This window comes from Clostridioides sp. ZZV15-6598 (genome assembly GCF_020657705.1).
In the GTDB taxonomy this organism is placed as follows: Bacteria; Bacillota; Clostridia; order Peptostreptococcales; family Peptostreptococcaceae; genus Clostridioides; species Clostridioides difficile_F.
Window position 1 is genome coordinate 45,938 of the sequence record NZ_JAGWCS010000002.1, and the last position, 24,056, is coordinate 69,993.

The 24,056-nt window shown below is 31.6% G+C and carries 19 protein-coding genes; 18 read left to right on the forward strand and 1 reads right to left on the reverse strand.

The features are described from left to right. Window positions 1-101 precede the first annotated feature (101 nt). Window positions 102-1,802, forward strand: coding sequence for an arginine--tRNA ligase (gene argS / locus KGF50_RS00595; protein WP_227846353.1), 1,701 nt, complete (start codon window positions 102-104; stop codon window positions 1,800-1,802). A 252-nt stretch (window positions 1,803-2,054) separates the two neighbouring features. Next, window positions 2,055-2,978: a hypothetical protein gene (locus KGF50_RS00600; RefSeq protein ID WP_227846354.1), complete on the forward strand. Its 924-nt coding sequence runs from the start codon at window positions 2,055-2,057 to the stop codon at window positions 2,976-2,978. A 4-nt stretch (window positions 2,979-2,982) separates the two neighbouring features. Here KGF50_RS00600 and KGF50_RS00605 read toward each other — a convergent pair whose 3' ends face one another. Next, on the reverse strand, window positions 2,983-3,189 hold the full coding sequence (locus KGF50_RS00605; protein WP_227433457.1) for a hypothetical protein: 207 nt from the start codon (window positions 3,187-3,189) through the stop codon (window positions 2,983-2,985). A gap of 134 nt (window positions 3,190-3,323) precedes the next feature. Here KGF50_RS00605 and KGF50_RS00610 point away from each other — a divergent pair, with 134 nt between their 5' ends. From KGF50_RS00610 to acsB, 16 genes are all read left to right on the forward strand, one after another. Further along, window positions 3,324-5,078 (forward strand): B12-binding domain-containing radical SAM protein, encoded by a 1,755-nt coding sequence (locus KGF50_RS00610; RefSeq protein ID WP_227846355.1) that lies wholly within the window; start codon window positions 3,324-3,326, stop codon window positions 5,076-5,078. 17 nt (window positions 5,079-5,095) lie between these two features. Further along, window positions 5,096-6,238 carry a tetratricopeptide repeat protein gene (locus KGF50_RS00615; RefSeq protein WP_227846356.1) on the forward strand — a complete coding sequence of 381 codons (1,143 nt, stop codon included), beginning with the start codon at window positions 5,096-5,098 and terminating at the stop codon, window positions 6,236-6,238. Between the two features lie 364 nt (window positions 6,239-6,602). Beyond that, window positions 6,603-7,514 (forward strand): bifunctional enoyl-CoA hydratase/phosphate acetyltransferase, encoded by a 912-nt coding sequence (locus tag KGF50_RS00620; RefSeq protein WP_227846357.1) that lies wholly within the window; start codon window positions 6,603-6,605, stop codon window positions 7,512-7,514. 611 nt (window positions 7,515-8,125) lie between these two features. Continuing rightward, the gene (gene cooS / locus KGF50_RS00625; RefSeq protein WP_227846358.1) at window positions 8,126-10,045 is read left to right on the forward strand and encodes an anaerobic carbon-monoxide dehydrogenase catalytic subunit; all 1,920 of its coding nucleotides are present in this window, start codon (window positions 8,126-8,128) and stop codon (window positions 10,043-10,045) included. Between the two features lie 299 nt (window positions 10,046-10,344). Beyond that, the gene (locus KGF50_RS00630; RefSeq protein WP_227846359.1) at window positions 10,345-11,124 is read left to right on the forward strand and encodes a carbon monoxide dehydrogenase accessory protein CooC; all 780 of its coding nucleotides are present in this window, start codon (window positions 10,345-10,347) and stop codon (window positions 11,122-11,124) included. Window positions 11,125-11,364: 240 nt separating this feature from the next. Beyond that, window positions 11,365-13,041, forward strand: a complete 1,677-nt coding sequence (locus KGF50_RS00635; RefSeq protein ID WP_227846360.1) for a formate--tetrahydrofolate ligase — start codon at window positions 11,365-11,367, stop codon at window positions 13,039-13,041. Window positions 13,042-13,125: 84 nt separating this feature from the next. Then, a complete protein-coding gene (locus KGF50_RS00640) occupies window positions 13,126-13,758 on the forward strand; it encodes a cyclodeaminase/cyclohydrolase family protein (protein ID WP_227846361.1) in 633 nt (210 codons plus the stop codon). Window positions 13,759-13,849: 91 nt separating this feature from the next. Further along, window positions 13,850-14,722, forward strand: a complete 873-nt coding sequence (locus KGF50_RS00645) for a tetrahydrofolate dehydrogenase/cyclohydrolase catalytic domain-containing protein (protein ID WP_227846362.1) — start codon at window positions 13,850-13,852, stop codon at window positions 14,720-14,722. Window positions 14,723-14,757: 35 nt separating this feature from the next. After that, window positions 14,758-15,432: a methylenetetrahydrofolate reductase C-terminal domain-containing protein gene (locus tag KGF50_RS00650; RefSeq protein ID WP_227433448.1), complete on the forward strand. Its 675-nt coding sequence runs from the start codon at window positions 14,758-14,760 to the stop codon at window positions 15,430-15,432. A 35-nt stretch (window positions 15,433-15,467) separates the two neighbouring features. After that, window positions 15,468-16,349, forward strand: a complete 882-nt coding sequence (locus KGF50_RS00655) for a methylenetetrahydrofolate reductase (RefSeq protein ID WP_227829471.1) — start codon at window positions 15,468-15,470, stop codon at window positions 16,347-16,349. Window positions 16,350-16,390: 41 nt separating this feature from the next. Then, window positions 16,391-17,776 carry a dihydrolipoyl dehydrogenase gene (gene lpdA, locus KGF50_RS00660; protein ID WP_227433447.1) on the forward strand — a complete coding sequence of 462 codons (1,386 nt, stop codon included), beginning with the start codon at window positions 16,391-16,393 and terminating at the stop codon, window positions 17,774-17,776. Between the two features lie 55 nt (window positions 17,777-17,831). Then, complete coding sequence (locus KGF50_RS00665) at window positions 17,832-18,602, forward strand: carbon monoxide dehydrogenase accessory protein CooC (RefSeq protein WP_227846363.1); 771 nt, start codon at window positions 17,832-17,834, stop codon at window positions 18,600-18,602. Between the two features lie 19 nt (window positions 18,603-18,621). Further along, a complete protein-coding gene (gene acsD / locus KGF50_RS00670; protein WP_227829474.1) occupies window positions 18,622-19,566 on the forward strand; it encodes an acetyl-CoA decarbonylase/synthase complex subunit delta in 945 nt (314 codons plus the stop codon). Between the two features lie 30 nt (window positions 19,567-19,596). Further along, window positions 19,597-20,964: an acetyl-CoA decarbonylase/synthase complex subunit gamma gene (gene acsC, locus KGF50_RS00675; RefSeq protein WP_227846364.1), complete on the forward strand. Its 1,368-nt coding sequence runs from the start codon at window positions 19,597-19,599 to the stop codon at window positions 20,962-20,964. 49 nt (window positions 20,965-21,013) lie between these two features. After that, window positions 21,014-21,820 carry a carbon monoxide dehydrogenase/acetyl-CoA synthase methytransferase subunit gene (acsE, locus tag KGF50_RS00680; RefSeq protein WP_227846365.1) on the forward strand — a complete coding sequence of 269 codons (807 nt, stop codon included), beginning with the start codon at window positions 21,014-21,016 and terminating at the stop codon, window positions 21,818-21,820. 56 nt (window positions 21,821-21,876) lie between these two features. After that, entirely contained in the window at window positions 21,877-24,003 is a 2,127-nt protein-coding gene (gene acsB, locus KGF50_RS00685; RefSeq protein WP_227846366.1) for an acetyl-CoA decarbonylase/synthase complex subunit alpha/beta, read from the forward strand. Window positions 24,004-24,056 lie beyond the last annotated feature (53 nt).

Sequence of the window (24,056 nt, forward strand, 5' to 3'; positions counted from 1 at the left end):
TTTTGCCCTGTAATGAAATACTTGAAAAAACACTAAATTTGATTTAACATAAAGAGATAAGCACAATATAAACCAGGAACAATGTAGAGAGGAGCAACAAGATGCAAGATTTCAAGGTAGCAATATCAAATTGCCTTAAAGAGAAAATAGAAGAACTGTCGATAGAAGAGATAGAGGCACTTATAGAAGTTCCACCAAACAAGGACATGGGTGACTATGCTTTTCCATGCTTTAAATTAGCTAAAGTGTTTAGAAAAGCTCCAAATATGATAGCAAGTGAATTAGCAGAAAGTATAGAAGCTAGTGGAGAGATAACAAAAGTAATACAATTAGGCGGATATGTGAATTTCTTTGTAAACAAATCTCAATTGGCAGAAACTGTAATCAAAAAAGTATTAGATGAAAAAGAAAATTATGGTCGTAGTGATTTTGGAAAAGACAAAACTGTAATAGTTGAATACTCTTCTCCAAATATAGCAAAACCTTTCCATATAGGGCATATAAGAACTACAGTAATAGGTAATGCTCTATATAAGATATATGAATCACAAGGATACAAAACTATAAGGATAAATCATTTAGGTGACTATGGAACTCAATTTGGTAAGTTAATAGTGGCCTTTAAAAAGTGGGGAGAAAAGGAAGTAGTAGAATCTAATCCAATCCCAGAATTATTAAAACTATATGTAAGATTCCATGAAGAAGCTGAACAACATCCAGAAATGGAAGATGAAGCAAGAGCATGGTTTACTAAATTAGAAAATGGTGACGAAGAAGCAAAAGAATTATGGCAATGGTTTAGAGATGAAAGTCTAAAAGAATTTAGTAGAGTGTATAAACTTTTAGATATAGAATTTGATTCTTTAGCAGGTGAAAGTTTCTATTCTGATAAGATGGACAGAGTGATAAAATTATTAGAAGAAAAAAATCTTTTACAAGAGTCTAAAGGTGCAAGAATCGTTGATTTAGAGGAATATAAGATGCCACCAGCACTTATTACTAAGAATGATGGTTCAACATTATATATGACAAGAGATTTAGCTGCAGCAATATATAGAAAAGAAACTTATGATTTTGATAAATGTATATATGTAGTTGGTTCTCAACAAAACCTACATTTCCAACAATGGTTTAAAGTAATTGAGCTTATGGGATATGAATGGGCAAAAGATTTAGTGCATGTTGGATTTGGTATGGTAGCTCTTGAAGAAGGAACTATGTCAACTAGAAAAGGAAGAGTTGTATTTTTAGAAGATGCATTAAATCAAGCTATAGATAAAACTAAGGATATTATACTAGCTAAAAACCCAGATGCTAAAAATGTAGATGAAATATCTAAGCAAGTAGGTGTTGGGGCTGTAGTATTCCAAGAACTGTCTAATAGTAGAATAAAAGACTATACTTTCTCATGGGAAAGAACATTAAGCTTTGATGGAGAGACTGGACCATATGTTCAATATACACATGCTAGATGTTGTGCAGTTTTAAGAAAAGCAGAAGAAGAAATTACTTCTGATATAGATTATAGTTTACTAGCTGATGAAGATAGTGCAGAAGTTCTTAGAGTTATAGAATCATTTAATAAAAATATTTTACTTGCTCTAAAGAAGAATGAGCCACATATAGTTACAAGATTTATGCTAGATTTAGCTCAAGCGTTCAATAAATTTTATCATGACAATCCAATTTTAGTGGAAAATTTAGAGATTAGAAAAGCGAGACTTGCTTTAGTACTAGCGACTAAGCAAACTTTAGAAAATTCTCTGAAACTGTTGGGAATGCACGCTCCAGAAAGAATGTAATACGATAAAATGTTGAAATAAAAAGAATAAAATTGAACTTAGTACGCAATTTGTATAACTGTAGAATATAGGGATGTCGAAAACTGATACTTTACATATAAAAAAGTAGTATCGTATAATAATATATAGATAGTAGATTACAATGATTTTTGTACACTACTATCCCCCTATATATGACAGCTTCTTAACGGGCTGTCTCTTTTTTTTTAATAGCAGGATATTTAAATTAAGTTTTTGAGAAAGGATATATTTATGAATGACGTATTAATAAAAAAAGTCTACACATCTTCTTTTAATAATGGAAGTAAGGCTCTTAAAGATTTAATTATAATAAATACAAAATCCTTAATGGATGATAAAACTCAAAGATGTGTATATATAGACGAAAAGAGATTGAAAGATGAACTTATTTACTTTAGATTTTATGGAGAAAAAATAGGTAATGTCAATTTTTTAAATATTTTATTACCATTAATTTTATCAAATACTAATATTCAAAAAAGTGAAGATGAGGTTGTTAAACTAATAAAAAAATATGTGAGTTACTTTAAAAAAGAAGAATACTTATTCGATTATTTATTAAGTTCTGTAGCGTATAATTCTATCATGCACAATCTTATAAATAACAGTAAAATTGAATATGTCGAATTACTACAAAGTATTAAAGACAAGATAATTGGTTTTTCTATAGAATTAGACAAGTCTCATATTGTGAAGTTTCAGATGGCAAGGATAAGCACAATACAATTAATTGATAAATATATTGATTTAAAATATGAAGATTATGATGAAGAGAGTATTCTACCAAGTGTTTTAAATATTTTATATGATATTTATATAGAAGACAGAAATGTAGAAAATGAAGGAATTAAAAGCATGAAAAAATCTATATTATCTATTTTAGGTGAAGAGACTGAATTAAACGAAGATAATATAGATTTTATTTTTTCTATGTCAGAATATGTTGTTAAGTTGAGAAAATATAAAATTGGGGTTAAAATGTATAATAAAAAAATAGACCCAAGAAGTCTTATAAGCCTTGAAGAAGGCGATACTACAATAGACCCCATATTTAATCAAATAACAGTTATGTCGAAAACCTTTAGTGATAATATATTAAGCATAAAGATAAATTCTAAATCAGGTATTTATATATTAAAGTTTAAAAAGGTTTAGGTTACTAGAGATTACTGTTTTTTTCTAAGTAATCTAAAAAATCTTTTTCTTTAGTGTCAGTTAAGAAACATAATTCTTTTACTATATTATTTCTAAGGTCGATAAAATCACTAATTTGGGTATTTTCATTAGTGTATTCAAGAGACTTTATAATAAGCAGTAAATCTCTTTTTGATAAAGAGTTGATAGATACTTTTTCAATTAATTCCATAAAAAACTTCCTTTCCTCACATTACTTGAAATTAATAATCTAATTATATAAATGTTATATAGACTTTACATATACTATTTTAACCTATAAGGGGTACAAAAAGCAGTATAATATTAAAAAGAGGTGAGAAATATTTGAAAATTTTATTAACAACGTTGAATTCTAAGTTTATTCATACAAATTTAGCTATAAGATACCTAAAAGAATTTGTAAGGGATTTAATAGAAGTTGACATGAAAGAATATACGATAAACAATGACTTAGATTATATTTTAAAAGATATATATAAAAATGAATATGATATAATTTTATTCTCAACGTATATCTGGAATATAGGAGATATAGTTAAACTTTGTGATAATCTAAAAAAAATTAGACCAAATACTAAAATAGCTTTGGGCGGTCCAGAAGTGAGTTATGATAGCTATGAGGCAATGAATAAATACGATTTTGTAGATTATATACTTTATGGAGAAGGAGAATTAATCTTTAGAGATTTAGTACTTCATCTTAAGGGAAAGAAAGAAATAAAAAATGTAGACGGATTGGTATATAGACAAGGAAGCGAGATAATAGTAAATAAACCTATGGAACTTCTTCAGAATTTGGACGAGATTCCTAGTCCTTATGAAAATTTAAATCCAAAGGAATATGAAAATAGAATAGTATATTATGAGTCGTCAAGAGGTTGTCCATTTAACTGTCAATACTGCCTATCTTCTACCATTCCTGGTCTGAGATATTTCAGCTTAGATAGAATAAAAAAGGATTTAAAAGCTTTAATAGATGCAAGGGTCTCACAAATTAAATTTATTGACAGAACTTTTAATGCTAATAAAAAAGTAGCTATGGAAATTATGGATTTTCTTATGAAAAATGATAATGGATATACAACCTATCACTTTGAAGTTACGGCATATTTGATAGATGGCAAGATGCTTGAGTTTTTGGCTGACTGTAAAGAAGGGCTTTTCCAGTTTGAAATAGGAGTGCAGTCAACAAATGAAAAAACACTTGATGCAGTAGGAAGAAGAGATGATTTTAAAAAGTTATCTCATGTTGTGCAGACAGTAGCATCTTACAGAAATATACATCAGCACTTAGATTTAATTGCAGGACTTCCTTATGAAGATTATGAAAGCTTTGAGAACTCATTTAATGATGTATTTAATCTAGGGATAGAACACTTACAATTAGGCTTTTTAAAGATGATTAAGGGTACAGGTATGAGAAAGGTAGCAGATGATCATGGATTTAAATATAAGGATTATGCTCCATATGAGTTTTTATACAATAATTATATAAGCTATGAAGAAACATTGAAGTTAAAGGATATAGAAGATATACTTGAGAGATACTACAATTCTAAAAACTTTGTGTTGTCCATGAGATATATTATAGGCAGATTTTACAAACAAAGTCCTTTTAAATTTTTTGAAGCTTTTGCTAAGTATTTTGATGAAAATGGGTATTTTGACTTAGCACAAGGAAAAAATCAATTATACAAAATATTACTGGATTTCTATAATGAAAAAATAAATATAGACAATGATGTATTTAATGATATATTAAAGTATGACTACATTTCGCTAGGTAAGACATCAAATATACCACAGTTTTTTAATAAGTTAGATGTGGATGACTTTAAGAATAGATGTCATGTATTTTTACAAGATAATGATAACTTATCAACATATTTACCTAATTTTGTTGATAAACCAGCAAAACATATAATAAAATATGTTCATTTTGAACCATTTAAATTTAATATTGTGGATTTAAAAAATAATATAAATACAGAAATAAGAGAAGAAGAAAATATAGTCTTATTTGAATACGATGATAAAAAAATATTTGAGAAATCTAAAACTCATAAAGTAGAAATTTAAGTATTTAGGAGGAAACAATGGATTTTAAAATAGAAAAATATTTGCTAAAGAAGGCAGAAGAGCTAGCGTTTATAACTATAAAGCATGGTGGAGAATTTAAATTAAAGAGTTATGATGTGCCAAAAGGTGGACTAGATGTACCTATAAAAAATGAGGTACTAGTAAAAGGAATAAAAGAAAAAACTGCTCAAGATAAGTTAAACTCAATGTCTATAGCAGATGCAATGATATATATAATTGGTATAGATAGTAAATTTAAAAACAATGGAGAATATGAAAAGTTTTTAGATGCTTTGGCTAATGATATTAACTTGGATTTAAAAGCATATATGGGATACATGTCTAGAAAGTACTTTGAGATTGGCGAGCATACAGACTCTTTAATATATATAAAAGCATTTATAACTATGTATCCAGATGATTTAGATGCAATGTACAACTATGCAATTGTATGTCAAGAGATAGCAAAGCAATATCAAAAAGACCTAGATGATAAGGCTATGAATGCATTTTTACTTGAGGCAATGGCCAAGCTTGAAAAGATAATAGATGTTGATAATGATTTTGCATTAGGTTACTATCATTTAGGTTATCATTATTATAACCAAGGTCAATATTTAAAGACTAAATTGACATGGGAAGATGCATTAAGATTAGGTCTAGATGCTGATTTAGTGGCTGAAATACAAGAAAACTTAGGAAAGATGGATTTTAAAGTACAGTATGAAGAAGGATATACACTTATATTCCATGGTAAGTTTAAAGAAGGATTAGAAAAACTACTGCCATTAGAAGAAGAACATATGGATTGGTGGAACTTACTGTTTATGATAGGACTTGGGTATAAGGGTATGGGCGAAATAGAGCAGGCTAAAATGTATTTTGAGAAGATATTAGTAATAAAACCTAAGCAAGTAGATGCTATAGTTGAATTAGGGCTTTGTGAAGCTTCTAAAAACAATTTAGATAAGGCAATAGAGTATTTCGAGCAAGCTGCCAAGATAAAAGAAGACCCAGAAATTCTTTGTAATTTAGGTATGGCTTACTTAAACAATGGTGATATTGATGATGCAACTTACTATATAGAAAGAGCTTATGAATTAAATCCACAGGATGAGATTACGATTGCTTGTTTAAAAGAGCTTGGCATAAACAAGTAAGAATGTTGTTAGACTGTATTAGATTCTATTAGATTCTATTAGATTCTATTAGATTCTAGTTGATTAGGTTGTACTTGATGTTATTAAGTTTTATTTGATGTTATTTAAATTTATTAGATTTTATTGATGAAGTGGTATAACATTTATTGTGTTATGCCACTTTTTTATTTGCTTTGTTTAAGAGCTTTTTACTTTTATTTATTCTTTGTAATATTATATTTCATAAGTATCTTGAATTTATAATAGTTAAATATTAAAGTGGATTTTAGTTGTATAAATTTTTTGTAACATAAAAAATAAATTGAGAAAAGATATATCAAATATGGTATTATTTAGTTAAATATATATAAGGGAGGGGTTACTTTTGATAAAGAAATTAGATGATATTTTAGAGCAGCTTAAAGGAGGAGAAAAAATAGTACTTTCTGTAGCAGCAGCTCACGACAAGGAAGTTTTAATGGCTATAAAGGATGCTGTAGAAAGAAATATAATTACTCCTATATTAGTTGGAAATGAAGGAAAGATAAGAGAAATATCAAAAGAAATAGAATTTGATTTGGGTGGAATTAAAATTATTGATAAGGATGATATTAAAGACTGTGCTGAAATAGCAGTTAAATTAGTATCAAGTAAAGAAGCTGATTTTGTAATGAAAGGCTTATTAGATACATCTGTTATCTTGAAAGAAGTGTTAAATAAAGATTATGGTCTTAGAACTGATAGTTTATTAAGCCATGTTATGGTATACGAGTTAGAAAGATACCATAAGCTATTGATAACTACAGATGGAGGGATGAATATAGCTCCTGACTATGAACAAAAGGCAAAGATATTAAAAAATTCTATAAAAGCAGCAAAAGCTTTAGGTATGGAAACTGTAAAAGTTGCATGCTTAGCAGCTAAGGAAAAAGTAAATCCTAAAATGCAAGCTACTGTAGATGCAGATATGTTAGCAAAAGCTTGTCAAGCAGGAGAATTTGGAGAAAATGTAATTGTAGAAGGTCCTTTAGCTTTTGATTTAGCAGTTTCAAAAGAAGCTAGCGAGATAAAAGGATTTAAGAGTGAAGTGTCTGGAGATGTAGATATTATGTTGGTTCCAACAATAGAAGTTGGTAATGGTATAGGGAAAGCCTTTACATACATGGCGGATTCTAAATCAGCAGGCATAATTATGGGTGCAAAAGCTCCTATAGTTTTAGTATCAAGAGCTGATTCACATGAATCTAAATTATACTCTATTGCATATGGAGCTATTGTAGCTAAAAGTATGAAATAAAAATATTAAGTGTGTAAAATAAATGCGTTAAAAGATAAAAAGTAGTCATAATATCTGAATTAATGCAATATTAAAAAAATTTTATATAAAAAATAATTATAGCTTTAAATGAATATATACAAATGTTCAATTTGAAGCTATAATTAATATTAAAGTAAGAAAAATAAAAAAAATTCAAAAAATTAGTCCAAAAAATGCTATTCTAAGAAGTTTTTACTAATTATGGTATAGGGAGTAAAAATCTGTAATAAGTCCAAAAAAGTAGTGAGAAATAACAAACACACAAATAAGATATAATATCAAAAAAATGACTAGAAATAATTCAAAATTGATTTTAAAAAATCAAAACATAATTTAATTAATCTAAAGTATCAAAAAAGTAGGCTCAAGTATTAAAAAATAGCCAAAAATAGACAGTTAAATTAACTTAAATTAGGTATTAAAAATAAAATTTTTATGTATTATCTAATTTTGTTAAAAAAATATTTAAATCTAAAGCAAAGTGCTGAAAATTAGTATATAATCAACTTAGAAAGCATTTATTTTATTATTTTATGACATGAAGTCAGTCACCTGGGGGATTTTAAAAATCAAAAAAAGGGGATAGGAATATGGATGAAAAAATGTTAACAATTGATTTAAACAGCCAGAAGATGATAGCAAAAGCTAGAGAAGAAGGCGTAGAAACAATGTATGATAGAAAAGCAGGCTTTAAATCACAATGTGGTTTTGGTCTTCAAGGGGTTTGCTGTAGAATATGTGGAATGGGACCATGTAGAATAAGTCCTAAAACTCCAAGAGGGTTATGTGGAGCAGACGAACACACTATAGTAGGTAGAAACTTTGCAAGAATGGTTGCTGGTGGGACAGCTGCCCATTCAGACCATGCTAGAGATATAGCACATACATTAGCATTAGCTGATCCAAATGGAAACTATAAAATAAGAGACGAAGCTAAATTAATTGCTTTAGCTAAAGAATGGGATGTAGAAACAGAAGGTAGAGATATCTATGATGTAGCACATGAAGTGGCAGAAATTGCATTAATGGAATTTGGTAAACCTTTTGGGACATTAAGATTTATAAAAAATGCACCAGAACCAAGACAAAAAATATGGAAAGAATATGCTATAGAACCAAGAGCTATAGATAGAGAAATTGCAACAATAATGCACTCTACTCATATAGGATGTACTGGTGATATAGACAGTTTAATACACATGAGTCTAAGAACTTCTATGGCTGATGGTTGGGGTGGTTCTATGATAGGTACTCGTCTAAGCGATATCTTATTTGGAACTCCAGTACCAAGAAGAACAGAAGCTAACTTAGCAGTATTAGAAGAAAATAAAGTTAATATAATATTACATGGACATGAGCCAGCATTATCAGAAATGATAGTTTTAGCTTCAGAAGAACCAGACTTAGTAGCTTTAGCTAAAGAAGTTGGAGCAGATGGAATAAACTTAGCTGGTATGTGTTGTACAGGTAATGAAATCACAATGAGACATGGTGTAAAAATAGCAGGAGACTTCCACCAACAAGAACTTGCAATAGTAACTGGAGCAGTTGAAGCTGTAATAGTTGACGTTCAATGTATATTCCCTGCACTAGCTAGAGTAGCAGATTGTTACCACACTAAATTTGTAACAACTTCTCCAAAAGCTAAAATAACAGGTTCAACTTATATTGAATTTAGAGAAGAACAAGCTCTTGATGATGCTAAATCAATAGTTAAAGAAGCTATCTTAAACTTTAAAAATAGAGATAAATCAAAAGTACTTATACCTGAATTAAAGTCAGGGGCAACAGTTGGGTATAGTGTAGAAGCAGTAGTAAATCAATTAGACAGAGTTGTAAACTCTCATATAGATCCAGCAGGAACAGTTAAGCCATTAACAGACTGTTTAAAATCTGGAGTATTAAGAGGAGCAGCTGGTGTAGTTGGATGTAACAATGCTAAAGGAGTTTCAAATGAGGCTCATGTAACAATAATGAAAGAATTAATCAAAAACGACATAATAGTAGTTACTACAGGATGTGGTGCTTCAGCAGCAGCTAAATTTGGTTTAATGGAAACTGATGCAGCTGAAAAATATGCAGGTAAAGGTCTTGCAACTGTCTGTAAATTAGTAGGAATCCCACCAGTACTACATATGGGTTCTTGCGTTGATATAAGCCGTATATTAGATTTAGTTGGAGCAGCAGCTAATTACTTGGATATGGATATGTGTGACCTTCCAGTTGTAGGTATAGCTCCAGAGTGGATGTCAGAAAAAGCAGTTGCTATAGGATGTTATGTTGTAGCTTCTGGTATAGACACTTATCTAGGAATAATGCCTCCAATAGCTGGTTCTTCAAGAGCAGTAGATATATTAACTAGCGAATTAAAAGATAAAGTTGGTGCAACATTTACTGTAAATACAAATCCAAAAGAGTTAGCAGCTACAATAATAGAAGATATAGAAAAGAAACGTGTTCACTTCGAAGCATTAGTTGAAGAAAAAATGGGCGTTGAAGCAGAAGCTTAGAAAATGCTTAAAGGCTTAGAAAAAACGATTTTATACCTAAATAAAGATTTTATGGTTGAATAAAGTCAAATATTAAAGAAAAGAACATCAAAATACAATGAATATACTGAATAAATAAAATATAAACAATATAATGAAGAATACTAAAACTATACATGCTGCTTTGAAAAGCTAGTAGGGTAAATTTAATTGGTTCCTGTAAGGACTAGCTGTAGTTTATTTTTAGTGTTAAAAAAATAGATAACTACACTAAAAAATAAATAAAATAAAAGCAAATAGTAATAAAGGTGGTAGGGATTATGAAGATAGCAATAACAGGTAAAGGTGGAGTAGGTAAAACGACTTTTTCTTCAATGCTCTCTAGGATGTTTGCTGAAGACGGATACAGAGTTGTTGCTGTTGATGCCGACCCTGATGCTAATTTAGCTTTAGCACTAGGTTTTCCAAAAGAAGTATATGAATCAATAGTACCTATATCAGAAATGAAAAAGTTAGTTTCAGATAGAACAGCTGCATCTGTAGGTTCATTTGGAAAAATGTTTAAGATGAATCCTAAAGTAGACGATATACCTGAAAATTTCTGCAAAGAATATAACGGAGTGAGATTACTTACATTAGGGACAGTAGATTCTGGTGGTACTGGATGTGTATGCCCAGAGCATGTTCTTTTAAAAAGACTCTGTTCACACTTAATACTACAAAATAAAGACGTAGTTGTTATGGATATGGAAGCTGGAATTGAACACTTAGGAAGAGGAACAGCTCAAGGTGTAGATGCTTTTATAGTAGTTGTAGAGCCAGGAGAAAGAAGTCTACAAACCTATAGAAAAGTTAAAAAACTTGGTCATGATATAGGCGTAAATAAGGTATTTGTTGTAGGTAACAAAATCAGAAATAAAGAAGATGAAGACTTTATAATACAAAACTTAGAAGATGGGGAATCTTTAGGATTTATCTATTACAATCAAGATGTTATAGATTCTGATAGAGCTAATCAATCTCCATATGATTCTAGTGAAATAACAAAATCACAAATTAAAGAAATAAAAGAGAAATTAATGTCAATTAAAGATAAATAGAAATTTTGATTTATAATTGGGTTGTTGGTTAAAGGCAATAAATAGGTACTAGAGAGGTAATAAATGATTAATTAGATAAATGACTAGCTATTAAGTAAAGATATTTTAATAGCTTAGTAGCTAGTTTTTAAGCAATTTTACATGTATAATTATCTTATAAAATATAATTTTTACATATTAATACAATTTATACAAAAATTATATTTTAAATCTATTTAGGTTGTGGGAGGAGATTCAGTTATGGGATTTAAATCTGACATTGAGATAGCTCAAGAAGCTAAACCTCAAGATATTAGAGAGGTTGCAAAAAAATTAGGACTAGGTGAAGATGATGTAGAACTATATGGTAAATACAAAGCCAAAGTTGACTACAATCTTCTAAAAAGAGAAACTGGGAAAAAAGCTAAGTTAATATTAACTACAGCTATAAACCCAACTCCAGCAGGTGAAGGAAAAACTACTACTACTATCGGTGTTGCTGATGCATTTGCAAAATTAGACCAAAATGTATTAGTTGCTTTAAGAGAACCATCTCTAGGACCAGTATTTGGTGTTAAAGGTGGGGCAGCTGGTGGAGGATATGCACAAGTTGTTCCTATGGAAGATATAAACTTACACTTCACTGGAGATTTTCATGCTATAGGAGCTGCTAATAACCTTTTAGCTGCTATGCTTGACAATCACATTCACCAAGGAAATGAACTTAGAATAGACCCTAAGAAAATAACTTGGAGAAGATGTGTAGACATGAACGATAGACAACTTAGAAATATCGTTGATGGTATGGGTAAAAAAGGTGATGGAGCAGTTAGACAAGATGGATTTGATATAACTGTTGCTTCTGAAATAATGGCAGCTTTCTGTTTGGCAAGTGATATAGCTGACTTAAAAGAAAGATTAGGAAACATAATAGTTGGATATAGCTACGAAGGTGCACCTGTAACAGCTAGACAATTAAAAGCTAATGGTGCTATGGCTGCATTATTAAAAGATGCTTTAAAACCAAACCTAGTTCAAACTCTTGAAGGAACACCATCATTTGTACACGGTGGACCATTTGCAAATATCGCTCATGGATGTAACTCTGTTATAGCTACAAGAATGGCTATGCACTTTGCAGATTATGTAATAACTGAGGCTGGTTTCGGTGCTGACCTTGGAGCAGAAAAATTCTTAGATATAAAATGTAGAATGGCAAACTTAAAACCAGATGCTGTTATAATAGTTGCTACTGTAAGAGCACTAAAATACAATGGTGGAGTTGCTAAAGCAGACTTAAATGAAGAAAACCTAGAAGCTCTTGAAAAAGGACTTCCAAACTTATTAAAACATGTTGAAAACATAACTCAAGTATATGGATTACCAGCAGTTGTTGCAATAAACAGATTCCCACTTGATACTGAAGCTGAACTTAAACTTGTTGAAGACAAGTGTAAAGAATTAGGCGTTAATGTTGCTCTTTCTGAAGTATGGGCAAAAGGTGGAGAAGGTGGAATCGCAGTAGCTAAAGAAGTTTTAAGATTATTAGATGAAGAAGAAAATAATTTTAGATTCTGCTATGAAGATGATTTATCTATAAAAGATAAGATAAATGCTATAGCTACTAAGATTTATGGAGCAGATGGTGTAGATTATACTCCAGAAGCTGATAAAGAAATAGCTAACTTAGAAAAACTTGGATTTACTAAAGTTCCAGTATGTATGGCTAAAACTCAATATTCTTTAACTGATGACCAAACTAAATTAGGTAGACCAACAGGATTTAGAATAACTGTAAGACAAGCATCAATTTCAGCAGGAGCTGGATTTATAGTTGCACTTACTGGAGAAATAATGAAAATGCCAGGATTACCAAAAGTTCCAGCAGCAGAAAAAATAGATGTTGATGAAAATGGAGTAATAGCTGGATTATTCTAAGTGTATTAATTTATAAATAAAGAGTAGGAAATATCTCTAAGATAATTTGAGATATTTTCCTACATCCTTTTAAGGAGGATTATCATGAAAATAGCAGATAAAACTTGTGTTGATTTTGTAGAAGTACTATCTTCTAAAGAAGCAGTACCAGGTGGCGGGGGGGCTGCCGCACTAGTTGGTGCAATTGGTATGGCTTTAGGTAGTATGGTATGTAATCTTACAATAGGAAAGAAAAAGTATGCTGAGTATGAAGAAAGTGTAAAAGATATATTAAGTAAAGCAGGAAAATTAGAAAAAGATTTATTAAAAATGATAGATGATGATGCAGAATGTTTCTTGCCATTATCAAAAGCTTATGGGCTTCCTAAAGAAACAGAAGAAGAAAAAAGAATAAAAGCAGAAACAATGGAAAAAGCACTAAAAGTTGCTTGTGAAGTGCCATTAAATATAGTAAGAGTTTGTTATGAAGCTATTAAGTTACATGAAGATTTAGTTGATAAAGGTTCAAGACTTGCTATAAGCGACGTTGGTGTAGGGGTTCAATGTTTAAGAGCTGCTATACTTGGTGGACAATTAAATGTAGTTATAAATATAAATTCTATACAAGATAAAGAATATGTTAGTAAAGTAAAAACAGAAGTAGATAAATTAGTTGAAGATGGCGTTAAAACTTGTGATGAAGTTTATGCTAAAGTTGAAAAAGCTCTTGGAAAATAATTTTTAAATGACGAAAGTAGATACTATGTTATTAATATGTGGTATATAGAATAAATTAATTTAAGTTTGCTTGTAGGGGAGTTGTGAATATATGGAAGTAATGTCAACTAAAGGACAGATTATAAAAGGAAAACCTGTAGCTGATAAGATTAGTGAAGACTTAATAAAAGAAGTCGAGTTATTAGTTAAAGAAGGTATAAATCCTAAGCTAACAATAGTTAGAGTTGGGGCAAGAAGTGATGATTTATCATATGAAAGAGGAGCACTAAAAAGATGTCAAAACATTGGTATAACAACTGAAGTGTTGGAATTAGCTGAAGATATAACTCAAGAAGAATATATTGATGTTTTAAAGAAAGTTAATGATGACAAGGATGTCAATGGTATATTATGTTTTAGACCACTTCCAAAACACTTAAATGAAGAAGTTATAAAATATGTCATTGCACCAGAAAAAGACGTAGATTGTTTTAGTCCAATAAACTCTGCTAAAGTCATGGAAGGTGATAAGAGTGGATTCCCACCATGTACTCCTACAGCAGTAGTAGAAATATTAAAACATTATAATGTTGATTTAAAAGGAAGTAAGGTAACAGTTCTTGGAAGATCAATGGTAGTTGGGAAGCCAGTATCAATGCTTTTATTAAGTGAACATGCAACTGTTACAATATGCCATTCAAAGACTAAAAACTTATCAGATGTAGCTGCAGAAGCGGACGTATTGATAGCAGCTATTGGTAGAGCTAAGATGGTAGATGAAAGTTTTGTTAAAGATGGAGCAGTAGTTATAGACGTTGGTATAAATGTTGATGAAGAAGGAAATTTATGTGGAGATGTTGATACAAATGCAGTTTTAAATAAAGTATCGATGATAACTCCAGTTCCAGCGGGGGTTGGTTCAGTTACAACATCTATACTTGCAAAACACATAGTTAAAGCTTGTAAGTTGCAAAACAATAAATAGATAGATATTGTGGAAGGTTTAGGGGGGAAGTAGATATGATAATTTCTGAAAATAAACCATTGGAAGAAGTGCTAGGGTACTTAAAGAATTTTGACAAGCTAGTTTTAGTTGGTTGTAATCAATGTGCAGCGACTTGTAAGAGTGGTGGAGAAGAAGAAGTTCTAAAAATGAAGGAAACTCTTGAAGGTGAGGGCAAAAAAATCTTAGGATATGTAATGCTTGATCCTGCTTGTAACCTTTTAAAGTCTAAAAAGGACTTAAAGGCTCTAAAAGAAGAAACTAAAGAAGCTGATGCAGTTTTATCTTTAGCATGTGGAGATGGGACACAAACAATAGTTAAAAACCTAAAAAATAAACCAGTTTATCCAGCTAACAACACTTTGTTTATAGGGGAAGTACAAAGGGTTGGAGAATATGAAGAAGCCTGTAAAGCTTGTGGAGACTGTGAACTTGGTTGGACTGGTGGAATATGTCCAGTAACTATGTGTGCTAAAGGTCTTATGAATGGAGCTTGTGGTGGAGCTAAAAATGGTAAATGTGAAGTAAATCCAGAAAATGATTGTGCTTGGATAAAAATATATGAAAGATTGGAATCTATAGGGCAATTAGATAATTTAGCAGAAATAAGACCACCAAAAGACTATTCTAAGCAAAATAATCCAAGAAGCTTAAGTGCAAAGAAAAAGAAAGAAGCAACAGCGAATTCATAAAAGTTTTTTTTAGAAGGTTAAAAGGGGGATTAGAGATGAGCTTATTAAGAGAAACACTAGAGAGTGGAAAATTTGCAGTTACTACTGAAATGGCTCCTCCAAAAGGGACTGACCTTTCACATTTAATTGAATGTGCAAAGCCGTTAGTTGGAAGAGTTCATGCAGCAAATGTAACAGACTTTCAATCAGCAGTTATGAGAGCAACTTCTCTTGCTACATGTAAATTACTAAAAGATGCTGGATTAGAGCCAGTGATTCAAATAACAGGGAGAGATAGAAATAGGATAGCTATACAAGGAGAAATGTTGTCAGCAGGTGTATTTGGAATAAACAGCTTGTTGGCATTAACAGGAGACCATACTAGCGTAGGAGACCATCCACAGGCTAAAGGAGTATTTGATTTAGACTCTGTAGGGATACTTCAAACTGCTGAAACTCTAATGGCAGGTACGGATATGGCTGGTAATAAATTAAAAGGTTCTCCAGATTTTTATCTAGGAGCATCAGTAACTCCAGAATATTCTCCAATAGAAGTTCAATTATTAAAAATGCAAAAGAAAATAAAAGCTGGAGCTAAATTTTTCCAAACTCAAGCACTTTATGACATAAATACAATGAGAAAGTTTAGAGAACTAACAAGGGATATGGATTGTAAGGTATTAGCAGGGATAGTACCTTTAAAATCTCCAGGAATGGCTAAATTTATGACTGCAAATGTACCAGGAATATTTGTGCCAGATGAACAAATCGAAAGATTAAGAGCAGCTGGAAAAGAAAACTGGGTAAGTGAAGGAATAAAAATGGCAGGAGAACTTATCAAACAATTAAAAGAAGAAGATTTATGTGATGGTGTTCATATAATGGCAATTGGGGCAGAAGAAAATATACCTGCTATACTAGATGCCGCAGGTTTATAGTATTACAAGATTGTAGATTATAAGGTTTGGGGGAATTAAGGATGAAAATAGTAGTAGTAGGTGGTGGACCAGGAGGATATGTAGCAGCTATAAAAGCTTCTATGCTTGGTGCAGAGGTAACAGTTGTTGAAAAAAGAAGAGTTGGAGGAACTTGCTTAAATGCAGGATGTATACCAACTAAAGCACTTCTTGCTTCTTCAGGAGTATTAAATACTGTAAAGGAAGCAAAGGATTTTGGTATAGAGATAGATGGTACAGTTACACCAAATTTCACTGCCATAATGGAAAGAAAAAATAAAGTTGTAAATCAATTAATAAGTGGTATAGAATTCCTATTTGAAAAAAGAGGAGTAAAACTAGTTAATGGTTTTGGAAAATTAATTGATAAAAATACTATAGAAGTAACAAAAGATGATGGAACAGTAGAATCTATAAAAGCTGATAAGATAATACTAGCTAATGGTTCTGTTCCAGTTGTACCAAGAATGTTCCCATATGATGGAAAAATTGTAATAACTAGTGATGAAGTTCTTGGACTTGAAGATATACCTGAATCTATGTTAATAGTAGGTGGTGGAGTTATAGGATGTGAAATAGGGCAATTCTTTAGAGCCTTAGGAACAGAAGTAACTATAGTTGAAATGGTTGACCAGATACTATTAAATGAAGATAAAGATGTAGCTAAACAACTACTTAGACAATTTAAGAAAGATAAAATTAAAGTTATTACAGGTATTGGAGTACAAACTTGTGAGGTAGTTGATGGTAAAGCTGTTGCAACCCTTTCTAATGGAAAGGTTATAGAAGCACAATATGCATTAGTATGTGTTGGTAGAAGACCTAACCTTGATAATTCTGGAGTAGAAGATATAGGAATTGAAATGGAAAGAGGAAAAGTAGTAGTTAATGAGCATCTTGAAACTAATGTAGAAGGTATATACGCAATAGGTGATATAATAGATACTCCTTTCTTAGCACATGTTGCTTCTAAAGAAGGTATCGTTGCAGTTGAAAATGCTTTAGGAAAAACTAAAGTAGTAGATTATAGAGCAATTCCAAGATGTGTTTATACTGAACCTGAAGTTGCTGGTGTTGGTAAAACTGAAAAACAACTTGAAGCTGAAGGTGTAGAATACAATGTAGGTCAATTTGATTTTAGAGGACTTGGAAAAGCACAAGCTATAGGACATTTCCAAGGATTTGTAAAAATAATAGCTGATAAAGAAACAGATAAAATAATAGGTGCAGCAGTAGTAGGTCCTCATGCTACAGATTTATTAACAGAGTTATCACTTGCTGTTCATCTAGGATTAACTGTAGAACAAGTAGGGGATGCAATACATCCACATCCAAGTTTATCTGAAGGACTAATGGAAGCACTTCATGATGTACATGGAGAATGTGTTCATTCTGTACCTAAATTATAATAAGTAAACAGAGTACATAAGGCTCTGTGGCTAGATTTAAGGGGGAAGTCTTAAAATGGGATACAATATAGCTGTTGCAGGAAAAGGTGGAACTGGTAAAACAAGTCTCACAGGGCTTTTGATTGATTATTTGGTTAAGGATAATAAGGGACCAGTATTAGTTGTAGATGCTGATGCTAATGCTAACATAAATGAAGTATTAGGTATTGACGTTGAAGCAACAATAGGAGAAATAAGAGAAGAAGTAAATCAAAGAGAAAAGTTAGGCAATGCATTTCCAGGAGGTATGACAAAGGCACAATATTTACAATTTAGATTAAACTCTATAATTGAAGAAGGAGAAGGATATGACTTATTAGTAATGGGGAGATCAGAAGGGGAAGGTTGTTACTGTTTTGTAAATGGGATACTTAGAGAACAAGTAAACAAAATATCTGGTCACTACAAATACTTAGTCATGGACAACGAAGCTGGTATGGAACATCTAAGCAGAAAAGTTACTAGACATGTTGATACACTTTTATTGGTTAGTGATTGCTCAAGACGTAGCATACAAGCTGTTGCTAGAATAAGAGATTTAGCTGAGGAACTAAAATTAAATGTTGGAAGAATACTTCTAATTGTAAATAAAGTTCCAAATGGGGTTATGAATGATGGTGTTAAAGAGGAAATAGAAAAACATAACCTAGAGCTAATCGGTGTTGTACCTATGGATGAATTGATATATGAATATGATTCTACAGGTATTCCTTTAGTTAATTTACCTGAAGATTCAAAATCTAAAGTGGCTATGAAAGAAATTTTTGCTAAATTAGAATTAAAATAGGCTTAAGGGGGAAAAAAATATGGCATTTAAAATGTCTACTCAAAAATATTCTGGAAAAATATCAGAAGTTGAAGTAGGAATAGGGGAAAAAGCAATTAAATTAGGTGGGGAAAATGTATTACCTTTTTATAGTTTTGATGGAGAAGTAGGGAATACTCCAAAAATAGGTATACAAATATCAGACGTTTATCCTGAAAGCTGGACTGATTCATATAAAGAGTTATACAAAGATGTAGCTAATTGTCCAGTAGAATGGGCTAAATATGTTGAAGCTAATACACAAGCAGATTTTATTTGTTTAAAATTTGATGGTTCTGACCCAAATGGATTAGATAAATCAGTTGATGACTGTGCTGAAGTAGCTAAAGCAGTAGTTGAAGCAATAACATTGCCTTTAGTAGTAGCTGGCTCAGGAAATCATGAAAAAGATGGTAAATTGTTTGAAAAATTAGCTCAAACATTGGATGGACATAACTGTCTATTTATGTCAGCAGTAGAAGATAACTACAAAGGAGTAGGAGCATCAGCTGGAATGGCTTATTCACACAAAGTTGGAGCAGAATCTTCTGTTGATATAAACCTAGCTAAACAATTAAACGTACTGTTAACTCAATTAGGCGTTAAAGGTGAAAATATAGTTATGAATGTTGGATGTTCAGCAGTTGGTTATGGATATGAATACGTTGCATCTACTATGGATAGAATTAGACTTGCAGCATTTGGTCAAAATGATAAGACATTACAAATGCCTATCATAACACCAGTAGCTTTCGAAGTAGGTCATGTTAAAGAAGCTATAGCTCCAGTAGAAGATGAGCCAGATTGGGGTTGTCCAGAAGAAAGAACTATAGCAATGGAAGTTTCAACTGCAGCAAGTGTTTTAGTAGGTGGTTCAAACGCAGTTATACTTCGTCATCCAAAATCAATAGAAACTATAAAAGAATTGGTTAACGCATTAGCTTAATTAAATTGTTAAGGTTAGGGGGAGAAAATAATGGCATTAAAAGCTTTAGATATATTTAAATTAACACCAAAGAAAAACTGTAAGGATTGTGGATTCCCAACTTGTATGGCTTTCTCTATGAAGGTTGCTTCAGGAGCTGTAGAAGTAGGTAAATGCCCACATATGTCTGATGACGCTATAGCGAAACTATCAGAAGCTACTGCACCTTTAATGAAAGCATTAAAAGTTGGTGCTGGAGCATCTGAATATGAACTAGGTGGGGAAACAGTATTATTTAGACATGAAAAAACATTAGTAAGTAGAAATAGATATGCAGTTTCATTCTGTACTTGTATGAGTGATGAAGCAGTAGACGCTAAAATAGCTAACATGAAAAAAGTTGACTATATAAGAATTGGTGAACAAATGAAAGCTGAAATGGTTGTTTTAGAATACTGTGGAGACAAAGATGCATATTTAAAATTAATAGACAAAATAAAAGGTAGTGGATTAGAAGTAGCTTATATTTTAGCTTGTGATGATGCACAAGCAGTTAAAGAAGCTGTTGAAGCATTAAAAGATGTTAGACCAATGGTATATGGAGCAACTAAAGATAACTACAAAGATATGATAGAAGTAGTTAAAGGAGCAAATTTACCATTAGGAGTAAAAGCAGCTAGCTTAGAAGAATTATATGAAACAGTTGAATTAGTTCAAGCTGCTGGATATAAAGAATTAGTATTAGATGTAACTGGAGAAAATATAAAAGATACTTATACTAATGCTGTGCAAGTTAGAAGAATAGCTTTAAAAGAACAAGATAGAACATTTGGATATCCTTCAATAGTATTTGCAAATAGATTATCTAACTCAAATCCTATGATGGAAATTGCTTTATCATCAATATTTACTATAAAATATGGTTCTATAATAGTAATAGATGATATTAGTTATGCTAAAGCATTACCATTATTTGCATTAAGACAAAATATATACACTGACCCACAAAGACCAATGAGAGTTGAACCAAAGATTTACCCAATTAATAACCCAGATGAAAATTCTCCAGTATTAGTTACTGTTGACTTTGCATTAACTTATTTTATAGTTGCTGGAGATATAGAAAGATCAAAAGTTCCAGTATGGTTAGTAATACCAGATGCAGGTGGATATTCAGTTCTTACATCTTGGGCTGCTGGTAAATTTGGTGGAAATTCAATATCTGCTTTCATTAAAGAAAGTAAAGTAGAAGAAGTAACTAATTGTAAAGACATTATCATTCCAGGAAAAGTTGCAGTACTTAAAGGTGATATAGAAGATAACTTACCAGGATGGAATGTAGTTATAGGACCAGAAGAATCTATGGAATTACCTAAGTTCTTAAAAGGATACCAAGAAAAAGCATGCCAAACAAACTAATAAAATATTAACTAACTATTAATATTAAATTTAAAGGGGGACATTATAAATGGAAAAATTTATGATTATAGGTGAAAGAATACACTGTATCTCACCTTCAATAAGAAAGGCATTAGCAGAAAGAGATCCAGCTCCAATATTAAAAAGAGCAAAAGAACAATTAGAAGCAGGAGCACACTATATAGATTTCAATATAGGACCTGCTGAAAGAGATGGCGAAGAGATAATGACATGGGGAGTTAAACTACTTCAATCTGAATTTAACAATGTTCCTATAGCATTAGATACAGCTAATAAAAAAGCTATCGAAGCTGGACTTAAGGTTTATGATAGAACTAATGCAAAACCAATAATAAACTCTGCTGATGCTGGTTCAAGATTTGATTTAATAGATATAGCAGCTGAATATGAATCAATGGTTATAGGTTTATGTGCAAAAGAAGGTATCCCAAGAGATAATGATGAACGTATGGCTTACTGCCAAGAAATACTAGAAAAAGGCTTAATGTTAGGAATGGAGCCAACTGATATATTATTTGACCCATTATGCTTAGTTATAAAAGGTATGCAAGAAAAACAAGTAGAAGTTTTAGAAGCTATAAAAATGATGACTGAAATGGGACTTTTAACTACAGGAGGATTATCTAACGTATCTAATGGATGTCCTAAACATGTTAGACCTGTTTTAGATAGTGCCTTCTTAGCAATGGCAATGGCTAATGGATTTAGTTCAGCTATAATGAATCCATGTGACTCAGAATTAATGAAAACTGTAAAATCTTGTGACATAATCAACGGGGCATCTTTATATGCAGACTCTTTCTTAGAGTTAAATGAAGGTGGATTTGCTTTCTAGGGTTTTTAGGGTATAGTTAATAAAAAATAGGTGTAAATATTAAAGGGGGAAATAGAATGAATCTATATAATATAATCTTTACAGGGTCAGAACAAGCTTTGGGTGCAGCTCAAGCTATGCTAGCTGAAGCTATAGAAAAAAACGGAAAAGAACATAAAGTAGCTTTCCCTGATACAGCATATTCATTACCTTGTATATATGCTGCAACAGGACAAAAAATGAACACTTTAGGGGACTTAGAAGGTGCTTTAGAAGTAGTAAAATCTTTAATCAATAGAACTCATTTATTAGAACATGCTTTTAATTCTGGTTTAGCTACTGCTTTAGCTGCAGAAGTAATTGAAGCATTAAAATACTCAACTATGGATGCTCCATATAGTGAGCCATGTGCAGGTCACATAACTGACCCTATAATCAGATCACTTGGTGTACCACTAGTTACAGGAGATATACCTGGTGTTGCAGTTGTTCTTGGTGAATGTCCTGATGCTGAATCAGCAGCAAAAGTTATAAAAGACTACCAATCTAAAGGTTTATTAACTTTCTTAGTTGGTAAGGTTATAGACCAAGCTATAGAAGCTGGAGTAAAAATGGGTCTTGAACTAAGAGTTATACCTCTAGGATACGATGTAACTTCTGTTATCCACGTTGTATCTGTTGCAGTAAGAGCAGCATTAATATTTGGTGGATTAACTCCTGGTGATTTAAACGGATTATTAGAATACACAGCTAATAGAGTTCCTGCATTTGTTAATGCATTTGGACCATTAAGTGAATTAGTTGTATCTGCAGGTGCTGGAGCAATAGCTTTAGGATTCCCAGTTATAACTGACCAAACTGTTCTTGAAGTTCCAATGAACTTATTAACTCAAAAAGATTATGATAAGATAGTAGCTACTTCATTAGAAGCTAGAGGAATAAAAATAAAAGTTACTGAAATACCTATACCAGTTTCATTTGCAGCAGCATTTGAAGGTGAAAGAATTAGAAAGAGCGACATGTTTGCTGAATTTGGTGGAAATAAAACTGAAGCTTGGGAGCTTGTTGTTAAGAGAGAAGCAGCTGAAGTTGAAGACCATAAGATAGAAATAATAGGACCAAACATAGATGAAGTTGAAGCAGATGGTGTATTAAGATTACCACTTGCTGTAATAGTTAAAATAGCTGGTAAAAACATGCAAGATGATTTCGAACCAGTTCTTGAAAGACGTTTCCACTACTTCTTAAACTATATAGAAGGTGTAATGCACGTTGGACAAAGAGATATGGCTTGGGTAAGAATCTCTAAAGATGCATTTGATAAAGGATTTAGACTTGAGCATATAGGAGAAGTTTTATATGCTAAGATGTTAGATGAATTTGAATCAGTTGTTGATAAGTGTGAAATAACTATAATTACAGATGCTGAAAAAGTTTCTGAATTAAAAGGTGAAGCAATAGCTAAATACAATGCTAGAGATGAGAGATTAGCTTCATTGGTTGATGAAAGCGTAGAGACTTTCTATTCTTGTAACTTATGTCAATCATTTGCACCAGCTCACGTTTGTGTTGTTACTCCTGAAAGACTTGGCCTTTGTGGAGCAGTTAGCTGGTTAGATGCTAAAGCTACTAAAGAATTAGACCCTACAGGTCCTTGTCAACCAATAGAAAAAGGTGAATGTTTAGACGATAGAACAGGTGTATGGAACTCTGTAAATGAAACTGTAAACCAAATATCTCAAGGTGCAGTTGAAGCTGTTACATTATACTCTATATTAGAAGACCCTATGACTTCTTGTGGATGCTTCGAGTGTATCTGTGGTATAATGCCAGAAGCAAATGGATTTGTTGTAGTTAACAGAGAATTCCCAAGTGTTACTCCAGTTGGTATGACTTTCGGAGAACTTGCTTCTATGACAGGTGGAGGAGTTCAAACTCCAGGATTCATGGGACACGGAAGACATTTCATATCTTCTAAAAAATTCGCTTATGCAGAAGGTGGACCAGAAAGAATAGTTTGGATGCCAAAAGAATTAAAAGAGTATGTAGCTGATAAACTAAATGCTACAGTTAAAGAAATGACTGGAATAGAAAACTTCTGTGATATGATTTGTGACGAAACTATAGCTGACGATTCTGAAGGTGTATTAGCTTTCTTAGAAGAAAAAGGACATCCAGCATTAGCTATGGAAAGTGTAATGTAATTGATGGAAAATTTAAAATAATGTGATATAATATTAATATGATTTAAATAAAT

Coding starts and splice junctions, on each gene's coding strand:
- KGF50_RS00640 (WP_227846361.1), top strand. CDS start 13,126: ATGAAAATAGCAGATAAAACTTGTGTTGATTTTGTAGAAGTACTATCT.
- KGF50_RS00635 (WP_227846360.1), top strand. CDS start 11,365: ATGGGATTTAAATCTGACATTGAGATAGCTCAAGAAGCTAAACCTCAA.
- acsE (WP_227846365.1), top strand. CDS start 21,014: ATGGAAAAATTTATGATTATAGGTGAAAGAATACACTGTATCTCACCT.
- acsB (WP_227846366.1), top strand. CDS start 21,877: ATGAATCTATATAATATAATCTTTACAGGGTCAGAACAAGCTTTGGGT.
- argS (WP_227846353.1), top strand. CDS start 102: ATGCAAGATTTCAAGGTAGCAATATCAAATTGCCTTAAAGAGAAAATA.
- KGF50_RS00645 (WP_227846362.1), top strand. CDS start 13,850: ATGGAAGTAATGTCAACTAAAGGACAGATTATAAAAGGAAAACCTGTA.
- KGF50_RS00605 (WP_227433457.1), bottom strand. CDS start 3,189: ATGGAATTAATTGAAAAAGTATCTATCAACTCTTTATCAAAAAGAGAT.
- KGF50_RS00655 (WP_227829471.1), top strand. CDS start 15,468: ATGAGCTTATTAAGAGAAACACTAGAGAGTGGAAAATTTGCAGTTACT.
- acsC (WP_227846364.1), top strand. CDS start 19,597: ATGGCATTAAAAGCTTTAGATATATTTAAATTAACACCAAAGAAAAAC.
- cooS (WP_227846358.1), top strand. CDS start 8,126: ATGGATGAAAAAATGTTAACAATTGATTTAAACAGCCAGAAGATGATA.
- KGF50_RS00630 (WP_227846359.1), top strand. CDS start 10,345: ATGAAGATAGCAATAACAGGTAAAGGTGGAGTAGGTAAAACGACTTTT.
- lpdA (WP_227433447.1), top strand. CDS start 16,391: ATGAAAATAGTAGTAGTAGGTGGTGGACCAGGAGGATATGTAGCAGCT.
- KGF50_RS00600 (WP_227846354.1), top strand. CDS start 2,055: ATGAATGACGTATTAATAAAAAAAGTCTACACATCTTCTTTTAATAAT.
- KGF50_RS00615 (WP_227846356.1), top strand. CDS start 5,096: ATGGATTTTAAAATAGAAAAATATTTGCTAAAGAAGGCAGAAGAGCTA.
- KGF50_RS00665 (WP_227846363.1), top strand. CDS start 17,832: ATGGGATACAATATAGCTGTTGCAGGAAAAGGTGGAACTGGTAAAACA.
- acsD (WP_227829474.1), top strand. CDS start 18,622: ATGGCATTTAAAATGTCTACTCAAAAATATTCTGGAAAAATATCAGAA.
- KGF50_RS00650 (WP_227433448.1), top strand. CDS start 14,758: ATGATAATTTCTGAAAATAAACCATTGGAAGAAGTGCTAGGGTACTTA.